Source organism: Paenarthrobacter sp. PPS72, assembly GCF_048537125.1.
GTDB lineage: Bacteria > Actinomycetota > Actinomycetes > Actinomycetales > Micrococcaceae > Arthrobacter > Arthrobacter nitroguajacolicus_E.
The window spans coordinates 1-18,917 of the sequence record NZ_JBLYIE010000015.1; the positions used below are offsets into that span (position 1 = coordinate 1).

22 protein-coding genes are annotated in these 18,917 nt (G+C 61.2%); 14 read left to right on the forward strand and 8 right to left on the reverse strand.

What is annotated here, in order from left to right; genetic code table 11:
• Nucleotides 1–255 precede the first annotated feature (255 nt).
• Both ACLRGI_RS06995 and ACLRGI_RS07000 read left to right on the forward strand, forming a co-directional pair.
• A complete protein-coding gene (locus ACLRGI_RS06995) occupies nucleotides 256–1,404 on the forward strand; it encodes a glycosyltransferase family 2 protein (RefSeq protein ID WP_419200942.1) in 1,149 nt (382 codons plus the stop codon).
• A 7-nt stretch (nucleotides 1,405–1,411) separates the two neighbouring features.
• Nucleotides 1,412–1,588, forward strand: a complete 177-nt coding sequence (locus tag ACLRGI_RS07000; protein WP_419200943.1) for a hypothetical protein — start codon at nucleotides 1,412–1,414, stop codon at nucleotides 1,586–1,588.
• 77 nt (nucleotides 1,589–1,665) lie between these two features.
• On the opposite strand, the gene ACLRGI_RS07005 is transcribed toward ACLRGI_RS07000, so the two are convergent.
• On the reverse strand, nucleotides 1,666–2,916 hold the full coding sequence (locus ACLRGI_RS07005) for a hypothetical protein (RefSeq protein ID WP_419200944.1): 1,251 nt from the start codon (nucleotides 2,914–2,916) through the stop codon (nucleotides 1,666–1,668).
• 368 nt (nucleotides 2,917–3,284) lie between these two features.
• On the opposite strand from ACLRGI_RS07005, the gene ACLRGI_RS07010 reads away from it, so the two are divergent.
• On the forward strand, nucleotides 3,285–3,764 hold the full coding sequence (locus tag ACLRGI_RS07010; protein WP_419200997.1) for an NUDIX hydrolase: 480 nt from the start codon (nucleotides 3,285–3,287) through the stop codon (nucleotides 3,762–3,764).
• Here ACLRGI_RS07010 and ACLRGI_RS07015 read toward each other — a convergent pair.
• A complete protein-coding gene (locus ACLRGI_RS07015) occupies nucleotides 3,759–4,538 on the reverse strand; it encodes an SDR family NAD(P)-dependent oxidoreductase (RefSeq protein WP_419200945.1) in 780 nt (259 codons plus the stop codon). The two genes, ACLRGI_RS07010 and ACLRGI_RS07015, sit on opposite strands and share 6 nt — an antisense overlap.
• Nucleotides 4,539–4,618: 80 nt before the next feature.
• On the opposite strand from ACLRGI_RS07015, the gene ACLRGI_RS07020 reads away from it, so the two are divergent.
• Nucleotides 4,619–5,218 carry a TetR family transcriptional regulator gene (locus tag ACLRGI_RS07020; protein ID WP_419200946.1) on the forward strand — a complete coding sequence of 200 codons (600 nt, stop codon included), beginning with the start codon at nucleotides 4,619–4,621 and terminating at the stop codon, nucleotides 5,216–5,218.
• Here the strand turns inward: ACLRGI_RS07020 and ACLRGI_RS07025 are convergent.
• From ACLRGI_RS07025 to ACLRGI_RS07035, 3 genes are read right to left on the reverse strand one after another with little or no spacing between them, the layout of a single operon-like run.
• The gene (locus tag ACLRGI_RS07025) at nucleotides 5,215–5,994 is read right to left on the reverse strand and encodes an alpha/beta fold hydrolase (protein ID WP_419200947.1); all 780 of its coding nucleotides are present in this window, start codon (nucleotides 5,992–5,994) and stop codon (nucleotides 5,215–5,217) included. The two genes, ACLRGI_RS07020 and ACLRGI_RS07025, sit on opposite strands and share 4 nt — an antisense overlap.
• A 53-nt stretch (nucleotides 5,995–6,047) precedes the next feature.
• On the reverse strand, nucleotides 6,048–6,239 hold the full coding sequence (locus ACLRGI_RS07030; protein WP_419200948.1) for a helix-turn-helix transcriptional regulator: 192 nt from the start codon (nucleotides 6,237–6,239) through the stop codon (nucleotides 6,048–6,050).
• A gap of 12 nt (nucleotides 6,240–6,251) precedes the next feature.
• Nucleotides 6,252–6,434, reverse strand: coding sequence for a hypothetical protein (locus tag ACLRGI_RS07035; RefSeq protein WP_419200949.1), 183 nt, complete (start codon nucleotides 6,432–6,434; stop codon nucleotides 6,252–6,254).
• A 171-nt stretch (nucleotides 6,435–6,605) separates the two neighbouring features.
• Here ACLRGI_RS07035 and ACLRGI_RS07040 point away from each other — a divergent pair, with 171 nt between their 5' ends.
• The 8 genes from ACLRGI_RS07040 to ACLRGI_RS07075 all read left to right on the forward strand — a co-directional run bounded on the left by ACLRGI_RS07040 (nucleotide 6,606) and on the right by ACLRGI_RS07075 (nucleotide 12,699).
• Nucleotides 6,606–7,178 carry an MOSC domain-containing protein gene (locus ACLRGI_RS07040; RefSeq protein ID WP_419200950.1) on the forward strand — a complete coding sequence of 191 codons (573 nt, stop codon included), beginning with the start codon at nucleotides 6,606–6,608 and terminating at the stop codon, nucleotides 7,176–7,178.
• Nucleotides 7,179–7,743: 565 nt separating this feature from the next.
• Nucleotides 7,744–8,175 carry a response regulator transcription factor gene (locus ACLRGI_RS07045; RefSeq protein WP_419200951.1) on the forward strand — a complete coding sequence of 144 codons (432 nt, stop codon included), beginning with the start codon at nucleotides 7,744–7,746 and terminating at the stop codon, nucleotides 8,173–8,175.
• 181 nt (nucleotides 8,176–8,356) lie between these two features.
• Entirely contained in the window at nucleotides 8,357–8,542 is a 186-nt protein-coding gene (locus tag ACLRGI_RS07050) for an aureocin A53 family class IId bacteriocin (RefSeq protein ID WP_419200952.1), read from the forward strand.
• Nucleotides 8,543–8,641: 99 nt separating this feature from the next.
• Nucleotides 8,642–9,175, forward strand: coding sequence for a PH domain-containing protein (locus ACLRGI_RS07055; RefSeq protein WP_419200953.1), 534 nt, complete (start codon nucleotides 8,642–8,644; stop codon nucleotides 9,173–9,175).
• A complete protein-coding gene (locus ACLRGI_RS07060; RefSeq protein WP_419200954.1) occupies nucleotides 9,165–10,688 on the forward strand; it encodes a PH domain-containing protein in 1,524 nt (507 codons plus the stop codon). Before ACLRGI_RS07055 ends, ACLRGI_RS07060 begins: the two co-directional genes overlap by 11 nt.
• The gene (locus ACLRGI_RS07065; RefSeq protein ID WP_419200955.1) at nucleotides 10,675–11,574 is read left to right on the forward strand and encodes an ABC transporter ATP-binding protein; all 900 of its coding nucleotides are present in this window, start codon (nucleotides 10,675–10,677) and stop codon (nucleotides 11,572–11,574) included. Before ACLRGI_RS07060 ends, ACLRGI_RS07065 begins: the two co-directional genes overlap by 14 nt.
• A 2-nt stretch (nucleotides 11,575–11,576) precedes the next feature.
• Nucleotides 11,577–12,386 (forward strand): hypothetical protein, encoded by an 810-nt coding sequence (locus tag ACLRGI_RS07070; protein ID WP_419200956.1) that lies wholly within the window; start codon nucleotides 11,577–11,579, stop codon nucleotides 12,384–12,386.
• 46 nt (nucleotides 12,387–12,432) lie between these two features.
• Nucleotides 12,433–12,699: a hypothetical protein gene (locus ACLRGI_RS07075; RefSeq protein ID WP_419200957.1), complete on the forward strand. Its 267-nt coding sequence runs from the start codon at nucleotides 12,433–12,435 to the stop codon at nucleotides 12,697–12,699.
• Between the two features lie 123 nt (nucleotides 12,700–12,822).
• Here ACLRGI_RS07075 and ACLRGI_RS07080 read toward each other — a convergent pair whose 3' ends face one another.
• Complete coding sequence (locus tag ACLRGI_RS07080) at nucleotides 12,823–14,793, reverse strand: ABC transporter ATP-binding protein (protein ID WP_419200958.1); 1,971 nt, start codon at nucleotides 14,791–14,793, stop codon at nucleotides 12,823–12,825.
• A complete protein-coding gene (locus ACLRGI_RS07085) occupies nucleotides 14,790–16,523 on the reverse strand; it encodes an ABC transporter ATP-binding protein (protein ID WP_419200959.1) in 1,734 nt (577 codons plus the stop codon). Before ACLRGI_RS07085 ends, ACLRGI_RS07080 begins: the two co-directional genes overlap by 4 nt.
• Nucleotides 16,524–16,683: 160 nt before the next feature.
• Between ACLRGI_RS07085 and ACLRGI_RS07090 the strand changes: the two genes are divergently transcribed.
• Nucleotides 16,684–17,682 (forward strand): aldo/keto reductase, encoded by a 999-nt coding sequence (locus tag ACLRGI_RS07090; protein ID WP_419200960.1) that lies wholly within the window; start codon nucleotides 16,684–16,686, stop codon nucleotides 17,680–17,682.
• A gap of 5 nt (nucleotides 17,683–17,687) precedes the next feature.
• Here ACLRGI_RS07090 and ACLRGI_RS07095 read toward each other — a convergent pair whose 3' ends face one another.
• Complete coding sequence (locus ACLRGI_RS07095; RefSeq protein WP_419200961.1) at nucleotides 17,688–18,356, reverse strand: FMN-dependent NADH-azoreductase; 669 nt, start codon at nucleotides 18,354–18,356, stop codon at nucleotides 17,688–17,690.
• A gap of 123 nt (nucleotides 18,357–18,479) precedes the next feature.
• Here ACLRGI_RS07095 and ACLRGI_RS07100 point away from each other — a divergent pair, with 123 nt between their 5' ends.
• On the forward strand, nucleotides 18,480–18,896 hold the full coding sequence (locus ACLRGI_RS07100) for a winged helix-turn-helix transcriptional regulator (RefSeq protein WP_419200962.1): 417 nt from the start codon (nucleotides 18,480–18,482) through the stop codon (nucleotides 18,894–18,896).
• Nucleotides 18,897–18,917 lie beyond the last annotated feature (21 nt).

Sequence of the window (18,917 nt, forward strand, 5' to 3'; positions counted from 1 at the left end):
CCGTCATGAAAAATCGAGGTTAATCGCCTCCCGCATTTGTCCGACTCCCCCGGCGTTGTTCGGCTCGTAATTCGAACAACTACGGGTTCCGCGCCGTGTTTGCGCCCTAGTGCACGGTGGACACCGTTCGTGACGGCACTCAGAAACTCCTGATGCAACCTTGAGACTTCCTTGATGCTTTCCCTCCTCTGATCTTGCGTTGGCGTTGGAACTCTAAGTGAGACAACGCTTCAACGCATGAACGGAGGGATCACAATGCTTACGGAAACCAAGGCCACCACAGCTGCACCGGCCCCGGGAAACACGCTGGACACGGCAGTCAGGCCGCGCCGATCCCACCGCGCGGCAGGCGGTGTGGTCACCGTCCTGGTTCCGGCACACAACGAGTCCGCCGGCATCACCGAGACGCTTCACTCCTTGAACAACCAAACCCACCGGCCGGACCGCATCATCGTAGTGGCGGACAACTGCACCGACGACACCGAAGAGCTTGCACTGGCCCAGGGCGCCGAAGTGATCCGGACGGCGGGCAACAAGGACAAAAAGGCCGGCGCGCTGAACTTCGCGCTCAGCGAGCTCCTTCCTGATGCCGACCCTGAGGACCTTGTGCTGGTCCAGGATGCCGACTCGCAGCTCGCCCTCGACTTCATCGAGAATGCCACCAAGAACCTATTGGCCGACGAACTGCTCGGCGCCGTTGGCGGCGTGTTCAGCGGTGGTCCTGGTGGCGGCTTTGTTGGCCATCTGCAACGCAACGAATACGCACGCTATGCACGCGATGTGAAACGACTGCACGGCAAGTGCCTGGTGGTCACCGGCACAGCGGCCCTTTTCCGCGTCAAGACATTGCGGGACGTCGTAGCCGCCCGGTTGAAGGGCACCCTCCCTCCCGGCAACGGCAAGGGCGGCGTCTACGATACCTCGGTCCTGACCGAGGACAACGAACTCTCCTTTGCCCTGTTGACCCTGGGCTACCGCATCGCATCCCCATCAAACTGCACGTTGGTCACAGAGGTCATGCCTACGTGGCGTGAACTGTGGTCACAGCGGCTGCGGTGGAAGCGCGGCGCGGTGGAGAACTGCGTGCAATACGGATGGACCAAAGTGACCAGGCCTTACTGGGGACGCCAATTTCTTTCCATGCTCGGCGTCTTGGTGACCTTGGCCTACTTCGGCTCCCTCCTGTTCGCGTTGATATCCGGGATGGGCCTGAACCTTCAGCCCTTCTGGATTACCGTCACCGGCATTTTCATCCTGGAACGCATAGTAACGGTGCGTTTCCGGGGCTGGAGGTACATGCTCCTGGCCGCAACCATGTACGAAACCGTCATCGATATCTTCCTCCAGGCTGTTCACGCCAAGGCGTACCTGGACGCAGCACTCAACAGAAAGAAAGTTTGGTAGTCGACTCATGTACAACAACCCAGTAGCTCCAGTGACAGGGGCAGCAGCCGCCGGAATGGGCTCCGGAACGCTCGCAATGACCGGAGCCGGAGATCTCTTCTGGTTCGCACTGGCAGCCTTTGCCATGCTGGCACTCGGACTCGCCATCAAGAGGATTGTTCCGGTCCGGGCACAGAAGAGCTAGCAAAAATCAGGCCCGCAGTTGTGTCGCACCCTCCAGCGCGACACAACTGCGGGTTTCGTTGTATCCGGGCTACATGCCTACGGAACCAGCGCCGTGCTTACGGAGTACTTGGCCACCGTGCTGTAACCGGCTTTGGTACCGGTTACCCTCACGCTCATCGCGTCAGCCTGGTCAGCACTCACCAGCTTGTAATTCTTGGCTGTTGCACCGGGGATGGCCACACCTGAGCGATACCACTGATACGTCAAGGCAGTCCCGGACGTCCACGTTCCGGGGTTGGCCGTCAGCGTTGAACCCACTGCAAGCGTTCCGGTGATGGTGGGAATCGGAGCTACTAGAGTCCCCGCCACCACGGCAGCCGTGGGAGCAGACTCCTTGGTGGCAGTGGCATAGCCGGCCTTGGTTCCCGTCACACGGACCGTCAGGCTGGTGCCCTGGTCCGCGGCCGCGAGCACCCTGGTGGCACCCGTTGCACCACTAATTGCCGTGCCGTTCCGGAACCACTGGTAGCTCAGTGCAGTTCCGGTGGTCCAGGTTCCCGGCGCTGCGGTCAACGTTGAGCCGACTGCTGCCGTACCGGAGATGGTGGGTGTTGGTGCCGTGAGTTCACCCTGATTTGCGGGAACAAAGGAGAAGTCCCGGATGGTCACAGTCTCAGGTGCCACACGTGCCGCATCCCCGCCACCACCGCCGGTCACCCAAAGATTGAAGTGAATCTGTTCCTTGGCCGGAAGCGGAACGTTGGAGCCTTCCAGAACCGTCCGCTTCAAGAGTGTTCCGGTGTAGCCCTCCCCTGCAAACGTCTCGAAGGTCAGCTTGCCCGGTTCCCAAACCATCCTGTGCGTGAGGATCGGAGCGTTGGTGACATCAAAGGTGACGGTGTTGTTGCCCTGCCCTGGAGGCAAAGTGGCGTCGAACCAATAGCCATGGCCTTGGGTCACAGGCCAGTTTTCACCATAGGCGGCGCCCCCACCCCAGGCCGAAGCTTCACAAAGGTCGATCTCCGTATACCCCGGCACCGCATTGGGGTCATAGGTGAACAGACAGCCCCACACCACTTCCTTCTGGAGTGCGCTGACGTCCTTTTCCACCGTGGTGCTGTACGTTCCGTAGCCGAATCCTTCACGCGTGGATTGGAATTCCGCGCCCTTCGGAGCCGACCCCGTGGGGTTGCTGATGGAGAGCTTGACGTACCCGTTGGCGTCCGGGTTGCTCACATTGTTGGCATCCCAGCTTGCGTTATACATGGGCGCCCCGCCCCAAAAGCGCTTCTGCCAGTTGAACCCTTTCCACGCGAAGCTGCCCACCGGGCCAGGATCCTCAGCCATGGGCGTGGTGTCCGCCGCGTGCGTTGGGCCCATCCCTGTGAACATCGATAAACCGACTGCAACGACGACAGCCAACCCCATTGCTTTTCTTCCCCCACGTGGAAGGTGCCTCACTGACAATGCCATAGCTGTTTCCTCCTGCTGATGCGCCCAGAACCGTCACCGGCTGATGCCGGAGACCGCAAACGACGTTTCCCCCCCCCCCGAGAAACGCCTGTCCTCGATTATCGAGTAGGCATGGTCCTGCCGGAAGCAAAATGAACAAGCAAAACCGTCCACAAGACATCAATTGGATAACGGTGCCAACGCAGCGATTAGCCTTGACGTGTCCCAGAAATTGCGAACTGCACCCTACCCCGGGAGGGAACATCACCATTCGAAGCGCAGGCATCCTCCTTCATCGACGAAACACAGCCGGGCAACTGGAACTGTGGATAGCCCACATGGGAGGGCCCTTTTGGGCCCGCAAAGACGAACACGCATGGTCAATTCCCAAGGGAGAATTCCCCGAGGATGAAGACGCATTGACTGCTGCACAACGGGAATTCACCGAAGAAATCGGCACCCCACCGCCAGCGGCCAAGTACGAACTATTAGGCGTTTTTCGGCAGCCCTCAGGCAAGCTGATCACCGCGTTCACAGCCGAAGCCAGCGACTTTCAACCTGAGCAGATTCTCAGCAACACCTTTCCCATGGAATGGCCCAAAGGCTCAGGCTCTATCAAGGAATTCCCGGAGATCGACGACGCTCAATGGTTTGAGGAAGCGGTGGCCCGGACCAAGCTCGTCAAAGGGCAACTCCCTATCGTCGACGCCTTGGTCCGACACCTTGGTGAGCATTCCTTATAGCGCCGACCACCCGCCGTCGGACGCCAAAATGGCGCCGTTGACGTTGGTGCCGTCGTCACTCAGCAGGAACGTAATGGAAGCAGCCAATTGAGCTGCTGTTGCAGGCGTGGGAACTGTTGCTTGCATCAGGGGTCCGAGGCGCTCGGCAGCAAGCTGTGAACCCCAGTTCGCCATGATGTTGGTGATGGTGGGACCCGGAGCAACCGCGTTGAACCGCAAGCCCTTCGGACCGTACATCACCGCCGAATTCTTGGTCAGGCCAACCACCGCGTGCTTGGAGGCGGTGTAGGCCGCACCGGCAGCAGAACCACGAAGGCCAGCCTCGGAAGCGACGTTGACCACCGAGCCGGATCCGGCCTCCAGCATGAGCGGCACCACTGCGCGGGTCAGGCGCATGAGCGATGTGACGTTGATGCGGAAAACGCGCCCCCAGAGCTCGTCATCAACCTCGTGGATCGGGGCAAAATTGTCCATGATGCCGGCAACGTTAGCCAAGGCATGCACGCGTCCACCCGCAGCGGCGAGCACGGCCGCCACTGTCTCTTCGGTGGAAATATCACCGGAGACGGGCACCAGGTCAAGACTCGTGTTCTCCTCCACAAGAGCATCCAGCCGCTCCTTGCTGATGTCAGCCGCAATGACTTTGCCGCCCTCCTTCGCGATCCTCAAAGCTGTCGCCTGTCCAATACCCGATGCAGCGCCCGTGACGATGACGGTCTTGCCGGCAAAACGGCCAGCGGTGGTGGCCTCCTGCCATGAAGTTTCGATGCCCATGGTGTCCTTCCGATGATTGCCGGGTGATTCCCCTACCTTATGACACTCTGTGTCATTATGTAAGAGTGAATACTGGAGGAATGACTTCGGAAGATGCCAAGCCCCAGCGTGCCAGTGGTCGACCCTCAACCATCGACCCCGACGCCGTGGCCGGGTTGGCCCTTGGCCTTTTCGCTGAGCACGGCTACGAGAACACCTCCATGGAAGACATCGCCCGCGCCGCCGGCATCGGGCGCAAGAGCCTCTACCGCTACTTCGCCAGCAAAGCAGACCTCGTGTGGGGTGGCAGCGATCCGGTGGTTGAAGCGTCCACGCTCGCCTTCGGCTCGTTCCACAGGGAGGGAAAGTCCGACGCCGGAGTGCTGGCCGGGTTGCGTGAAGCAACTACCGCCGGGGTGGCCGCCATTCCGGACCTATCGGTCACCCGCGGCAGGCTCCGCCTCATAGCCGAGCACCCCGAACTGACCAGTCGAAGCTACGAATCCTTGGCGCCACAGCGCGAAAAGACCTTGGCCTTCCTGGTTGAGAGCGGCCTTCCGGACGCGGCGGCACGCTACTTGAGCGCCGCTTACCTCGCCGCGACCTTTGAAGCCTGGATGCAGTGGGCTGCCGGTTCCGAACCGGATCCCGTGCCGTATCTGCTGGCGGCCCTCGAGGTATTGCGGGTTCCCGCGCGCTAGCTGCTCTTCCGGGCGATGAATTGCCGGATCCACTCCACCGTCTCAGGATGGTCCAAGTGCAGGCCGTGACCAGCACCGGGAGCCCTCACGAGCACCGAGCGGGGAATCTGTTCCCGAAGGAGCAGCGCGTTCGGCAAGGGGGCCAAGGCGTCCTCGGTGCCGTGAAGTATCAGTGTCGGCGCTTTGATGGAGCCGAGGCCACTCCAAGCATCATGCTCGCGGCTGGTCTTGAAATGACGTGCTTTGACCCAAGCCGAAGCATGCGAGTTGAAGAAGGTATGCGTCGCTCCCGGATTCTTCCGCGCCCATTCGGCATCAAAGAAGAGCGGTTCAAGCCGGGCCATGTCTCCACTAACGAGCGCTTGCAGGGCCGCCCTATCCGGCTGCATCCCGGCCTCCGGCCTCTTTCCACCACTCGTTGCGGCGAGGATCAGAGTACGGACTTTCTGCGGCTTGTCGATGGCCAACCACTGTCCAACGCGGCCACCCATCGAGTGACCGTACACATGTGCTAAATCCGCTCCGGCGGCATCAAGGACAGTTGCGGCATCCTCCGCCAGAAGCCGCGTGGTGTAGCGCTCGGCTTCGCCCTTCCCACTGCGGCCTATCCCGCGGTGATCGAAGCGGATGACGCGGTAATGACGGGACAGAAGTTCCGCCGTCGGACCCCAACCGTCCATGGCTGTCGCTTGCCCGGCGATGAGCAGCATCGGCTCCCCTTGGCCTTCGGAAGTCCAGGCGAGTTCAGCGCCGTCGGCGGCTTGCGCAAAGTTCACCGTGCCACAATCCGGCAGGCGTTCAAAACGCTGCGGCGTGGGACACAAGCACGTTACTCCGCCGTGAAAACGTCCTCAATGGCACAGTCGAATGTCCGGGCAATGAGGAACGCCAAGGGGAGCGATGGATCAAACTTCTCCCGCTCAATGGAGATGACGGTCTGCCGGGAAACCCCTAGTGCCGCTGCCAGGTCAGCTTGCGTCCATCGGCGCTCGGCACGGCGCTCGGCGAGGTTGTTCTTCACTTCAGCGCGCCTTCACTTCAGCGCGCGGTGGCGAATGGCCACGTATCGCAGCCCGGCGTCAACCGCGCTCAATCCAACAAGACCGAGAAGGACAGGAAGTGCGGCGACTTCGAACCGGCCGATGGCCAGCACCACCGAAGCAACCACGGTGACGATAAGGACGTCCAGGAACGCGCCCGCCCCTGCTTGCCTCATCCACTGCAACTCCACGCTCTGCTCGCCATGGGAGTCGCGGGTTACCGTGTGATCGGAGACGAAGATCCTGCCACTGAGCGAGAAGGCCGGGTAGGCGGCGCAAGGGCCCCGCCTTTACTCCGGAGGGCAATGACTGGTGCATACTGCCCACGCTGGAGCTAGCGTTGAGAGATGACCGCTGAATACAGGTACGACGTCGAGGTGCTGCACCTTTTGGTCTCGCCGGGCCACGCCTACTTCGGCCGTGCCCGCGAAGGAGCGGCAGACGTTCCCACTACCGACGCCGGGCAGGCTGAGCTGGTAGCGGGCAAAGGCATTGTTGGCGACAGGTTCTTCGGCAAGGCGGCACACATGGATGCCGCCGTTACACTGTTCGCGGTGGAAGCCTTGGAAGCCATCGCCTCAGAACTCGGGGCCGGGCCTTTTGATCCCCTGCTAACCCGACGCAATGTTGTCCTTCGGGGAGTAGAGCTGGCTCCTTTGCTGGGCCGCGACTTCACGATTGAGTCCCGTGGAGACGTGGTGCGGCTCAAGGCCGGACGACCAGCCCACCCCTGCGCCTGGATGGATGAAATGCTCGCCCCGGGCGCCCATAAAGCGATGCGTGGGCGCGGCGGCGTCCGATGCCAAGTGATCGGCGGCGGCTTACTGCATCGGGGCCCTGCCGTGCTGACCAGTCCCGTGCCACTGGACCCAAGCAAGGCCGGGCACCCCAACGTCCTGCGACCGTCACGGCTGACGTAGTTGCCTGAAGGCCGCAGGCTGCCGCCAGTCCCTGGCTCGGTATTCCTCAGTGGTTCCGAGAGCCTTGCTCACCACCTAGATGGGTCCGTTCCGGACTAGGGGTTGGTGCATTCACCACCTAGTTTGGTGCGAATGGGACCAGGTGTTGGCGTTTGGAGCACCTAGAGACTGTTTTTCGTGGTTATGGTGAGCCCCAACCGAGCAGTTCGTTTGGGGAGAAAACGCAAGTTGCTAACGACCGACAGACCCCGACGCTCACCATAGTGGGCATTGGGTTGGAACTAACTTGCCCGGCGAGGCCATGAAGAAGGGTGTTTACCGCGTGCAGGAAGTATCCGTAGTAGTTAGCGTCCAAGACGCGCAGTTGCAATCAGTACTGACGGCAATCTTTCGATATAATCCGCGATCACGGGCGATGTTTAGTCGAGCAATGTCACCCCTGGAGCTCGCGGCTGACTGTAGAGCCCACCAGGCGAACCTCGTAGTTGTTGATGCGCGGCAACCACGCGGGGAGGCGGCGCCGGAGTACCTCCCCGTGCTCTCCTTCTACCCACAGGCATATCTCATGGTCTTCATCGACGCCGCCACGCCCGAAGGAATCCCGGAGATCATTGACGCGGGCGCCCGCGGAATCCTCACCGGAGATGCATCGGTTCGCGAAATCCAGACCGCTATTACCGAAGTGACAGCAGGCCACATCTATTTATCTCGATCCGCATTAATCGCAATGCTTGACATGTTGCGAAGAATGCGCCCCGCCAAACAGGCGGCATCGCGTGCCGATCTGCCCCCTTTAACCAACCGGGAACGGGATGTCGTTGCATGCCTCCGCCAAGGGCACTCCAATCGCGACATTGCCAGGAATCTCAGCGTCTCGGAGGCGGCCGTCAAAGGCCACCTATCACGAATTATGGGGAAGTGGGGCGTCTATGATCGTCTGCAAGTCCTCATAGCCGCCCTTGAATCCGGCGAGGTTCAAGTAGTGACAAGAGAATGATGTCTAAAACATTTGACTACAGATAATTGCACCTTAAGTAGCCAAATGCACCAACGCCATATACAGAAGTACATTTCCGGATGCGAATAGAATACTATTCCGCGTTTCATTTGAAAAATAGCGTTGAATGCGTGCGGGGAATTCCCACACATCACCGTTAATTGTCAGATGGAGAATGTAAATGGGAGCTGTATTGAGGTTTGTTGGTTGGGTCCTTGGCCAGGTTTGGCGCTGGGGAGTAGGCGTAGTGAATGCTGTCGCCCAGTGGGCAAGGAATAACTGGGGTACGGTCCTGCGGTGGCTGGAGCGAGGTGTGAGCTTCGCTACCATCGCGCAATGGATCATGCAGATTCTAGGGATCGGCTGACATGAGTCGGGCACCGGTGTGGCCGGAGGCCCAACGCCCTCCAGTCATACCGGTGCCACCAACAGTGAGTACGTGGCAGAGCAAATAGAAGGGGGCCGAGTGGCCAGCACTAGCGGAGAAAATGCGGATGGACGGCCAAGTCGCACCGCCCGTTCACATAACTATGCATCAAGCCTGCCGCCCGCGGCCTTGCGCTATCTCATGATCCGCTCCGTAGCCGAGGTGCTGATAACTGGAATCCTCGCATGCGGTCTGATCATCTTGCTCGTCCCGCCAAGTTGGAGCGCACCATGCCTTCTTGCGATGGTAGTCCTCATCGCCGCAGGTCTCATTATCGATGTGCCGATTGTCAGCCGACTCACGATTCGCCACACGTCCTACGAAGTAGATAAAGATGCCGTGCGGATTAAGCGGGGTTTTGTAGTGTCGAAGGACACGGTCCTCTCGACCGCCCAGATCTTGAATGTCTCCGTCATCGAGGGGCCGCTGTTACGGCAAGGTGGCCTCGCCAAAGTCAGGTTTGTTACTCTCCACCACGTTGAACCGCTTGGTCCCGTGGAACGCACTGTGGCCGAAGAAATCCGCAGGCAAGCGTTGTCCACCTATATGGAAGCGCCGACACGTGGCAACTGAGGCTTGGCAGCGCCTACCTCTGAAGGCTGTGGCCGCCATCTCTCTCCGCGGAGTTCCTAGCGTTGCTAGCCTCGTTTTCGCCGGATTCCTGTACGGGTATCAACCCCAGCTCTGGCCGGGACCGCTGGCGGTTTACCTGATTGCCAGCCTACTCATCATCCGCCTGGTCCATCCCATCTACACGTGGTCAACTCTGAGGTATGCAATTTCAGAGGATTCGTTCGTCCTCACCCGTGGACTTATCTTCAGAACCACGCGTACTACTTCGTGGCGGAATGTCTCCGTTGTGGACATCAGCTCACCATGGGCGTTTCGACGCTTTGGACTCGGGACCATCTCCCTGCGCTCCGGCGGCCAAGATGACACCAAGATCGATGTACCCGGCATTGAACACAAGGTCTTGGACGCCATCGTTGAGCTGGTAAGGGCCCATCGAACCCTAAATACACAGATTGCGCCGTCCGGGAGCACCGCCACGGGCATCCACAACTCAGCTCCGGAGCTATACGTGAAGGGCCGGCCAGTCCTGTACACGGCCAGGAAGCGAGACCTCGTGACTGCAAACCTGATTTACGGCCATGTCGTGGCTTTGGGGACCGCTGCCATCATCACGGTAGCGGATCTGGCCAGCCAACTGGAGGTTTTGGATGGTGTCCTGCACGTACTAACTTCGCATCCATGGTCGGGAGGCATAGTGCTGGGCGGCGCGGTCCTGTTCGTCGGGTCGGTCGCTTCCCTGGTGAAATACCACGGTTTTACCGTGACCGGTGATTCTGCCGGGTTGACCATCAGCTACGGATGGCTCTCCACCAACCATCGTGACGTGAAATCCTCGGCCGTCGGTGGAATCACTGCACGCCGCAACCTTATCGAGATGTTCCTCGACCGAGCCCGGGTCGCCATCCTGACGACGGACTCGGATGCCCAAATGGGAACAAACATGGTCCTCCCATCCTTGCCGCGATTGCAGGTGACACAGATTCTCACTTCATCCCTGCCGGAACTCCCGCGTCCAGCCCTGCTGGACTCCTCCGGCCGTGCATCCATCGCCAAATCCTTGGCGATCTTCGCGACGGTAGGGGCGCTATCACTGGCTTCCGGTTGGGTTCTACACCAGCTGGTAGGCGGCGGCCTCATCTTGGACGCAATGGGATCAGCCCTCATATGCTCCGTTCTAGCAATGGCGGTCCGCCGTGCGAGGGCAGAGATCTCTGTAGTTGGCGCGAGTGTCGGTTGGGCCAGTCACTCCTTCGCGGATCAGGAAATGGTCCTGGCCGCAACCAGCCTTCACTCCGTTTCCGCCGCCAGCTTGAGGACAACCAAGTTATCTCTAGTGAGGGCCCACTACTTCGCTGGTCGGCCTAAGACGTTGGCCGCGCTTAGCTTTTCACCAGCGGTCCCCCACCAGATAGGCCAACTTGTGACAGAGTCCGCACCTAAAATTGCCGTTCACCGGCAGCGCAGCACTGTCAAGCACCCCACCGCCAAGGAGTATATTCATGATCCACGTTGACCACCTTAGTAAGAGCTTTGGGAGAAAGAGGGTGCTCCAGGACGTCTCTTTCACCGCCGCGCCTGGTAAGGTCACCGGATTCGTTGGACCCAATGGCGCAGGCAAGTCCACAGCCCTGAAAACCATAGCTGGACTGGTACGCCCTGACACTGGCGCCGTAAGGGTCAAGGGAACAGATTTCGCGCACGCCGTGCGACCGGGAAGGACCATGGGACTGTTCTTATCGGCGGAATGGCTACCAGTGCAGGCAACCGCAGCTGGCATCATCAACTACATCTGCCGTTCGCAGGGACTCCCACTCTTATGGGGCATGGACACTCTGGAGAGGGTCGGATTGGCGGAAGTGGCACACAACCGGGTCCGCACGTTTTCGTTAGGCATGCGCCAAAGGCTGGGCATCGCCACCGCAACCGTGAGCCGTCCGGACGTACTGGTCATGGACGAACCCATCAATGGGCTTGACCCGGACGGAATTGCCTGGATCAGGTCCTTCTTTACGTCCGCGGCCTCACAAGGCGCAACGGTCCTCCTGTCCTCACACCACATGGCGGAACTGGCAGAAATGGCTGATGACATTGTCATGATCGGCGGAGGCCGGATCCTGGGGCAAGGAAGCATTGGGGACTTCGTGTCGCATCTGGACGAAACGGCATACTATCTTGAGTCACCCAGGCCCGAGATCCTGCTGACTGCCTTGGCGCAACGGGGCTTCCGCGTCTCCCGCGAACGCGAGGGACTGCTCGTCCACCATACAAACCCGAGCAATCTCGCTTCTATGGCGTTGGCCTCCGGAGCCGGGATTTCGCACCTGTCCCGGGTGACCCGAAGTCTCGAAGACACCTACTTCGAGGTTCTGGCCCGGAGCGCATCCAGAGGAACGGAATGACCATGACTGAATCGCCGCCCGACCACCTCACTGCCGTAACCCCGTTTCAGAAGCTCAGCGCTGTTACCCGGGCTGAGACACACAGACTCCTGGGGAAGGGCGGCGTTCCCGTTCTTGTCATCGTGGCGATCACGGCGGCCTTGACCAGCGGGGTTCTTACGACGCTCATCATCAAGTCCCTCACCCCGGAACCCACCCTTATTATGGCCACGGCCCCGATCGAAGCCGGGGCATTCATGAGTGCGCTGGTTCTTTCCATCGCAGCTGTTTTCGCGGTGGGCCGGGACCACACAGGGCAGTTGGGCCTGGCCCTGTCCCTGACACCGAAAAGGGACCGGCTCTTCGTAGCCAGGATCTTGTCCTGGGCTGCCCTGACGGCAGGCGTCACCATCTTCATCACGATCGTCATCGCCGGGCTCGGTTTGGTTCTGTCCGACGGCAAATTTGCCGGGCCGGGGCTATTCTGCGTGGCGGTATCGGTCGTCGGCAGTACAAGCATGGTTCTGATTGCCGTGGCTCTGGCCCATATTGTAGGGCGGGCCTTCGGGGCGGTACTGCTGCTGGTCGGAGTCAATCTGGTCCTCCCCCTGGGCGTCTTCGCTGTGGGCGCCATGATCCCCGAGCAAGCGGCGGAGGCGGTCAGTGCTGTCATGAATGCAACCCCCACCCCCTTATACATGCGAGCCATCAGCGGGTCCACCATCGAGGACCTCGGTTTGGGCCACCTGATGGGTGGCCAACTTGGACTTGCGGTGTGGGTTCTTGTCCTTGGTGGAGTGGCGCTTACCGTCTTCCGCCGTCGGGCCCTGTAACCCATTGCGACCCCGACTGCCCGACCACCGACTGCGGAGGAAGCACATGGCCGATATCCATGACCAGCGACATGCCAAGGGTACGTCGCGGAGAAAGCCACCCGGCGAACTGGCTTCGACGGCGGCACTGCTGATCACCATCCTTGTGATCAGCGTTGGACTTGCCGTAGGAACTGACGTGAACATAGTGGTGCGGGGACTCGTCGCCGTTGTCGTCGGGCTTGGCGCCGCTGGCATCACGCTGGCCGTGGTCAAGCGGCGGGAAGCACGAAGGGAGCCCAAGATCGATCCCCCCTTTGACCGATTCGGCTAGGCCGGCGCTTCTAAGACTGCTCGGATGGCCCTGCGTTGAGTCCCCCAGCACCCCAAAACCAACCTAAAACAGTTGCAAACCGACCGTCCGGCGTCGAAAGTTGGGCCAGAAGCCACACGCCCCTCAGGCCTCAGAGACCGGCGCCGCGAACTGGGCCTCGTACAGCCGCGAATACGCCCCACCAGCGGCCAGCAACTCCGAGTGCGTCCCCTGTTCCACGATCTGCCCGGCCTCCATCACCAGGATGAGGTCGGCGTCGCGGATGGTGGAGAGCCGATGCGCAATGACGAAGCTGGTCCTGTCCGAGCGGAGGGCGTTCATGGCTTTCTGAACCAACACTTCGGTGCGGGTGTCCACGGAGCTGGTGGCTTCATCGAGGATCAACACTGATGGCCGGGACAGGAAGGCCCGGGCAATGGTGAGCAGCTGCTTCTCACCGGCCGAAACGTTGCCGCCTTCGTCGTCCAGCAGGGTGTCATACCCCTCGGGCAGTGACCGAACAAACCGGTCCACATATGTTGCTTGGGCGGCTTCCATAATTTCGGGTTCGGAAGCAGTGGGTCGCCCGTAAGCGATGTTGTCCCGGATAGTCCCGCCGAACAGCCAGGTGTCTTGGAGGACCATGCCCATCCGCGAGCGCAGCTCGTGCCGTGGGATTGAGGCGATGTCCACGCCGTCGAGCGTTATCCGCCCGGAGTCAAGCTCGTAGAACCGCATCATGAGGTTCACCAGCGTGGTCTTGCCCGCGCCGGTGGGCCCAACTATGGCAATACTCTGACCCGGTTCGGCGACCAAACTGAGGTCCGTAATCAGCGGCTTGTCCGGCGAATACCGGAAGGACACGTCCTCGAATATCAAACGTCCGCGCGAAGGGCCGGACCGTGGAACAGGAGCAGGCTCGGCCGACTCTTCCTCCTCGTCCAGCAAGGAAAAAACCCGCTCCGCAGAGGCAACACCGGACTGCAGCATGTTCGCCATGGACCCGAGTTGGGCCAGCGGCATGGTGAACTGTCGCGAGTACTGGATAAAGGCCTGCACGTCGCCCAGTTGCATGGATCCGGAGGCCACCTGCAGGCCGCCCACCACCGCGATCCCCACATAGACGAGGTTGCCGATGAATGTCATGGCCGGCATGATCAGGCCGCTGACGAACTGCGCCCCGAAGCTCGCCTGATACAGCTCGCCGTTCTTCGCACGGAACTTCTCTTGGACCTCGTCCTGCCGTCCGAACACTTTCACCAGGGCGTGCCCGGTGTAGGTTTCCTCGATCTGGCCGTTGAGCTCGCCGGTGTTCTTCCATTGCGCCACGAACAGTTTCTGCGAACGTTTGGCGATCAGCAGCGTTGTCCCCAGGGTCAGCGGGATGGTCACTAAGGCAATCAGTGCCAGCAACGGCGAGAGCAGGAACATCATCACCAGCACACCCAGCACGGTCAGCAGTGATGAGACCACCTGGCTGATGGATTGCTGCAGGCTTTGGGAGATGTTGTCCACATCATTGGTCACCCGGCTCAGCAGCTCGCCGCGCTGGATGGAGTCGAAATAGCGCAGGGGCAGCCGGTGTATTTTCGCTTCGATCCGCTCGCGGAGGCTATACACAGTTCGCTGCACGACGCCGTTGAGCACGTACGCCTGCATCCAACCGAACGCTGAGGCCAGGACATACAGCGCCAGCGCCCACAGCAGCAGAGAGGCCAAGGCGCCAAAGTCGATTCCGACGCCGGGGGTCAGGGTCATGGCGCTCAGCATGTCTGCCTTGCTGTCCTCACCTGAAGCGCGCAGCCCTGCGATCACCTCGGCTTTGGAGGCGCCTGCGGGCAGTTCTTTGGAGACGACGCCGGCGAAGATCAGGTTGGTGCCTTCGCCCAGCAACCTTGGCCCGATCACGGACAAAGCAACACTGACCACGGCAAAGACCAGCACCAGCGTCAACCAAAAACGTTCAGGCCGCAGTGTGCCCAGCAAACGCCGTGCGGAGGCAGAGAAGTTGGAGGCTTTCTCGGCCGGAATGTTCATCCCGGCAAACGGGCCTCCGCGGCCAGGTCCCATGGCCGGACGCTGGGGACCCCGAGGGCCAGCTGATACTGCGCTCATGCTGCCTCCTCCGCTGCGAGTTGGGAGGACACGATTTCCCTGTACGTTTCTGACGTCTCCAACAGTTCGTGGTGCGTTCCGCGCCCAACGATCCTGCCGTCGTCGAGCACCAGGATCTGGTCGGCGTCCGCGATGCTGGAAACCCGCTGGGCAACAATCACCAGCGTTGCTCCGTTGGTGTGGCGTTTGAGGGCTTGCCGGAGCCGGGCGTCCGTGGCTGTGTCCAGGGAAGAGAAGGAGTCATCGAAAATGTAGAGCTCGGGCTGCTTCACCAAGGCCCGGGCAATGGCGAGTCTCTGCCGCTGCCCTCCGGAAACGTTGGTCCCGCCCTGCGAGATGGCCGCATCCAGCCCGCCTTCCATATCTGCAACGAAGTCCCGGGCCCGGGCCACGTTAAGGGCCTGCCACAACTCGTCGTCGGTGGCGTCGGGCTTGCCGTACTGGAGGTTGCTGCGGACCGTACCGGAGAACAGGTAGGCCCGCTGCGGCACCAAGCCGATATGGCCCCACAATAGGTCCGGATGCAGCTCGCGGACGTCCACGCCGTCCATCCGCACCGATCCGGACGTGGCGTCGAAGAGCCGGGGCATGAGGTTCACCAGGGTTGTTTTACCGGCGCCCGTGCTGCCGATGATCGCAGTGGTCTCCCCCGCCCGGGCGATGAACGACAGCCCGCTCAGCACCGGCCGTTCGGCGCCCGGGTAGGCGAATCCGACGTCGCGCATTTCCAGTTCGCCGCGGCGGATGCCGCCCGTGACAGGGTTCGACGGCGGCTGGACACTTGACTCGGTATCCAGCACCTCGCCGATGCGGTCGGCAGAAACGGACGCGCGCGGAATCATCACCGCCATGAACGTGGCCATCATGACGGACATGAGGATTTGCATCAGGTAGCTCAGGAACGCGATCAGGGTGCCCACCTGCATGGAGCCGTCCTCGATCCGGAACGACCCGAACCAAATGACCGCCACGGACGACACGTTCATCACCAGCATGACCACGGGGAACATGAGCGCCATCAGACACCCGGCCCTCAGCGCAACGTCAGTGACGTCGTCGTTCGCTTTGCCGAACCGGGCTGCTTCCATGTCTTCGCGGACGAACGCGCGCACCACGCGGATTCCGGTGAGCTGCTCGCGGAGGACCCTGTTCACGGCGTCGATCCGGACTTGCATCTTGCGGAACAGCGGCACCATCCGCGTCACGATCAGCCCAACAGCCACCAGCAGCACCGGCACGCACACCGCAATCAGCCACGATAACTGCACGTCCTGCCGCACCGCCATGACCACGCCCCCGATGCTCAGCATGGGAGCCGCCACCATAAGCGTGCAGGACATGAGGACCAGTTGCTGCACCTGTTGGACATCGTTGGTGGACCGGGTAATCAGCGACGCCGCCCCGAACCTGGTGACCTCCTGCTCAGAGAACTCGCCCACGCGGCTGAAAATCGCGTCGCGGAGGTCACGGCCCATCCCCATGGCAGCCTTCGCGCCGAAGTACACGGCCACCACCGCGCACGCGATCTGGAGCAAAGTAATGAGCAGCATCAGCCCGCCCATGCGCAGGATGTAGTCCGTATCCCCGGTGGCGACACCGTTGTCAATGATGTCGGCGTTCAGCGTCGGAAGGTAGAGGGACGCGATGGACTGCGCCAGCTGGAACACGACGACGGCGATCAGCAGCCGCCGATGCGGCCGCAGGAAGCGAACAAGTACCTTCCACAGCATGGGGTCTCCGAGCCAGGCAATATGAACCGAAGGCCAGTTTACGTCTGGTTGCTGCGGGCAACTAGAGGGAAGTGAGGGGTAATGGCAGGGACTCCCTCAAGCGGCAGCATCGCCATACCGTCGAAGAAGCAATCTGCCGGAATCACACAGGAGATCAACCATGGAAAAGCGCACACTTGGCAACGGCGGCTTGGAAGTATCCGCCATCGGCATGGGATGCATGAGCATGACCGGCGGGTACAGCGAACGGCCGGACCGCGACGAAATGATCTCGCTCATCCGCACCGGAGTGGAGCGGGGCGTAACGTTCTTCGACACCGCCGAGATTTACGGCCCCTACGCCAACGAGGAACTCGTGGGCGAAGCCCTTGCTCCGTTCAAGGACCAGGTGGTGATCGCCACCAAGTTCGGTTGGGACATTGACCCGGCAGCGCGGAAGGCCAGCGGGAAGGTCAGCAGCCGCCCGGAAGTCATCAAAGAGGTAGTGGAAGGATCACTGCAACGGCTGGGAGTGGACGCACTTGATCTCTACTACCAGCACCGGGTTGACCCCGACGTCCCCATCGAGGACGTGGCCGGAGCTGTCAAGGAATTGGTGGATGCCGGAAAGGTGAAGCACTTCGGCATGTCTGAGGCTGCGGCCGGGACCATCCAGCGAGCGCACTCGGTCCTTCCCGTGGCTGCTGTGCAGAGCGAGTACTCGTTGTGGTGGCGGCGCCCCGAGGAAGAAGTCCTGGACGTTTGCGAAGAACTTGGCATCGGCTTTGTTCCCTTCAGCCCTTTGGGCAAAGGCTTCCTGACCGGGACCATCACCGCTTCCACCAGCTTCGAATCCGGTAACGATATCCGCAGCACCATCCCGCGGTTCACCCCGGAGGCCATGCAGAACAACCAGGCGGTGGTGGACCTGCTCGCCGGGATCGCTGAAAGGAAAGGCGCGACGCCGGGCCAGATCGCCTTGGCATGGTTGCTCGCTCAGAAGCCGTGGATCGTGCCGATTCCAGGCACACGGAAACTGCACCGCCTCGAAGAAAACCTGGCCGCGGCCGACGTCGCGCTTTCGCCTGCTGAGCTGGACGAAATCGAGGCGGCCGCGGCGAAGATCACCGTGGAGGGTGGCAGGTACAACGAAGCCGGTGAGCGCATGACCAACCTGTAGGGGAATCAGTCGGTGACCAGCTGAAGCGCCCACAGCTTCCCCGCGAACAACAGGGCGGCGTCGCTGAGGTCCGTTTCAGCGAGCTGGCGGGTGCCTTCCACATCCGCGTTGAGTACTGTCGGGGCAAACCGGACATGCGTGGCGTCGTGGATGCCGACAAAGTTCAACCAGTCGGCAAAGAACGTGCTGCTGAAATCGGACCCGAACGCTGCCGGAACGCCGGGCGCGTAGACACCGCTGCTGTGGATCGCTACAGCATGCTTGCCTTCCATGAGTCCGCTGTAGCCCTTGTGGGGGTCGAACCCGAAGCTCCAGCCTGGCTGGGTGATGATGTCGATCCACTGCTTCAGGACATAGGGCACACCGGAATTCCACATGGGGATGTTGAACACGTAGGCATCCGCGGCTGCGAACTGGTCAAAGACCGCACGAGCGGACTCCCACGCCGCAATCTGATCGGGTGTCTGGTCCTGGCCCGTGAAAACGGACATTTTCGCGGCAGCCGCCGTCCGACCAAAAGCCGGCAACGCGCCGTCGTCGAACAGGTTCAGGGTCTCCAGTTCGAACGTCCCCGGTGCTGCAGCTTGAACAGAGTCGATGAAGTGGCGGGCAAGGCGCAGGGAATCGCTGTTGGCGTACCGGGGTGAGGCGTTGATGTGGAGGATGGAGGGCATGGTGTTCCTTTCGAATCAGGGGTCGTCTTGTCCCCTCCTCGATCCTCGCCCGGGATGTCACGCAGCGTAAGAACGCACTTTATGGTGCCCAAGGCACCTCCACGTGCCTGCAATGATGAGGGCATGACACTCACAGCTGACCAGAGCCGCCGGAGAGCGCAGCACCACTACAACGCCTCCTTGGAGCTCTGCCCGGCGCGCCAGCTGCTGGAAGCCATCAGCAGTAAATGGGTGACCTTGGTGATGCTCGCCCTGGAGGACGGTCCGCAACGGCACAGTGAACTCCGCCGCCATATTCCCGGAGCCAGCCAGAAGATGCTGACCTCCACGCTCCGAACACTCGAGCGGGACGGCCTGATTCACCGCGAGGTCACGGCTTCTGTTCCGGTGCGGACTGATTATGAGCTCACTCCCCGTGGACGATCCTTGCTTCCGATCATTTTCGACCTGAAGGCATGGGCCGAGGACAACATGGATGCTGTGGCGGCGTCGAGGCAGCACCATGATCGGGACCGTGCCACTGTCAGCCCCGGACAGTAGGCTGGAAACGTTCGTGTTGAA

What these genes read in the sequence shown, in the direction of transcription:
- ACLRGI_RS06995 (WP_419200942.1), top strand. Translation starts at nt 256, where the DNA reads ATGCTTACGGAAACCAAGGCCACCACAGCTGCACCGGCCCCGGGAAAC.
- ACLRGI_RS07000 (WP_419200943.1), top strand. Translation starts at nt 1,412, where the DNA reads ATGTACAACAACCCAGTAGCTCCAGTGACAGGGGCAGCAGCCGCCGGA.
- ACLRGI_RS07005 (WP_419200944.1), bottom strand. Translation starts at nt 2,916, where the DNA reads ATGGCTGAGGATCCTGGCCCGGTGGGCAGCTTCGCGTGGAAAGGGTTC.
- ACLRGI_RS07015 (WP_419200945.1), bottom strand. Translation starts at nt 4,538, where the DNA reads ATGGGCATCGAAACTTCATGGCAGGAGGCCACCACCGCTGGCCGTTTT.
- ACLRGI_RS07020 (WP_419200946.1), top strand. Translation starts at nt 4,619, where the DNA reads ATGACTTCGGAAGATGCCAAGCCCCAGCGTGCCAGTGGTCGACCCTCA.
- ACLRGI_RS07035 (WP_419200949.1), bottom strand. Translation starts at nt 6,434, where the DNA reads ATGAGGCAAGCAGGGGCGGGCGCGTTCCTGGACGTCCTTATCGTCACC.
- ACLRGI_RS07040 (WP_419200950.1), top strand. Translation starts at nt 6,606, where the DNA reads ATGACCGCTGAATACAGGTACGACGTCGAGGTGCTGCACCTTTTGGTC.
- ACLRGI_RS07045 (WP_419200951.1), top strand. Translation starts at nt 7,744, where the DNA reads ATGGTCTTCATCGACGCCGCCACGCCCGAAGGAATCCCGGAGATCATT.
- ACLRGI_RS07050 (WP_419200952.1), top strand. Translation starts at nt 8,357, where the DNA reads ATGGGAGCTGTATTGAGGTTTGTTGGTTGGGTCCTTGGCCAGGTTTGG.
- ACLRGI_RS07065 (WP_419200955.1), top strand. Translation starts at nt 10,675, where the DNA reads ATGATCCACGTTGACCACCTTAGTAAGAGCTTTGGGAGAAAGAGGGTG.
- ACLRGI_RS07070 (WP_419200956.1), top strand. Translation starts at nt 11,577, where the DNA reads ATGACTGAATCGCCGCCCGACCACCTCACTGCCGTAACCCCGTTTCAG.
- ACLRGI_RS07075 (WP_419200957.1), top strand. Translation starts at nt 12,433, where the DNA reads ATGGCCGATATCCATGACCAGCGACATGCCAAGGGTACGTCGCGGAGA.
- ACLRGI_RS07080 (WP_419200958.1), bottom strand. Translation starts at nt 14,793, where the DNA reads ATGAGCGCAGTATCAGCTGGCCCTCGGGGTCCCCAGCGTCCGGCCATG.
- ACLRGI_RS07085 (WP_419200959.1), bottom strand. Translation starts at nt 16,523, where the DNA reads ATGCTGTGGAAGGTACTTGTTCGCTTCCTGCGGCCGCATCGGCGGCTG.
- ACLRGI_RS07090 (WP_419200960.1), top strand. Translation starts at nt 16,684, where the DNA reads ATGGAAAAGCGCACACTTGGCAACGGCGGCTTGGAAGTATCCGCCATC.
- ACLRGI_RS07095 (WP_419200961.1), bottom strand. Translation starts at nt 18,356, where the DNA reads ATGCCCTCCATCCTCCACATCAACGCCTCACCCCGGTACGCCAACAGC.
- ACLRGI_RS07100 (WP_419200962.1), top strand. Translation starts at nt 18,480, where the DNA reads ATGACACTCACAGCTGACCAGAGCCGCCGGAGAGCGCAGCACCACTAC.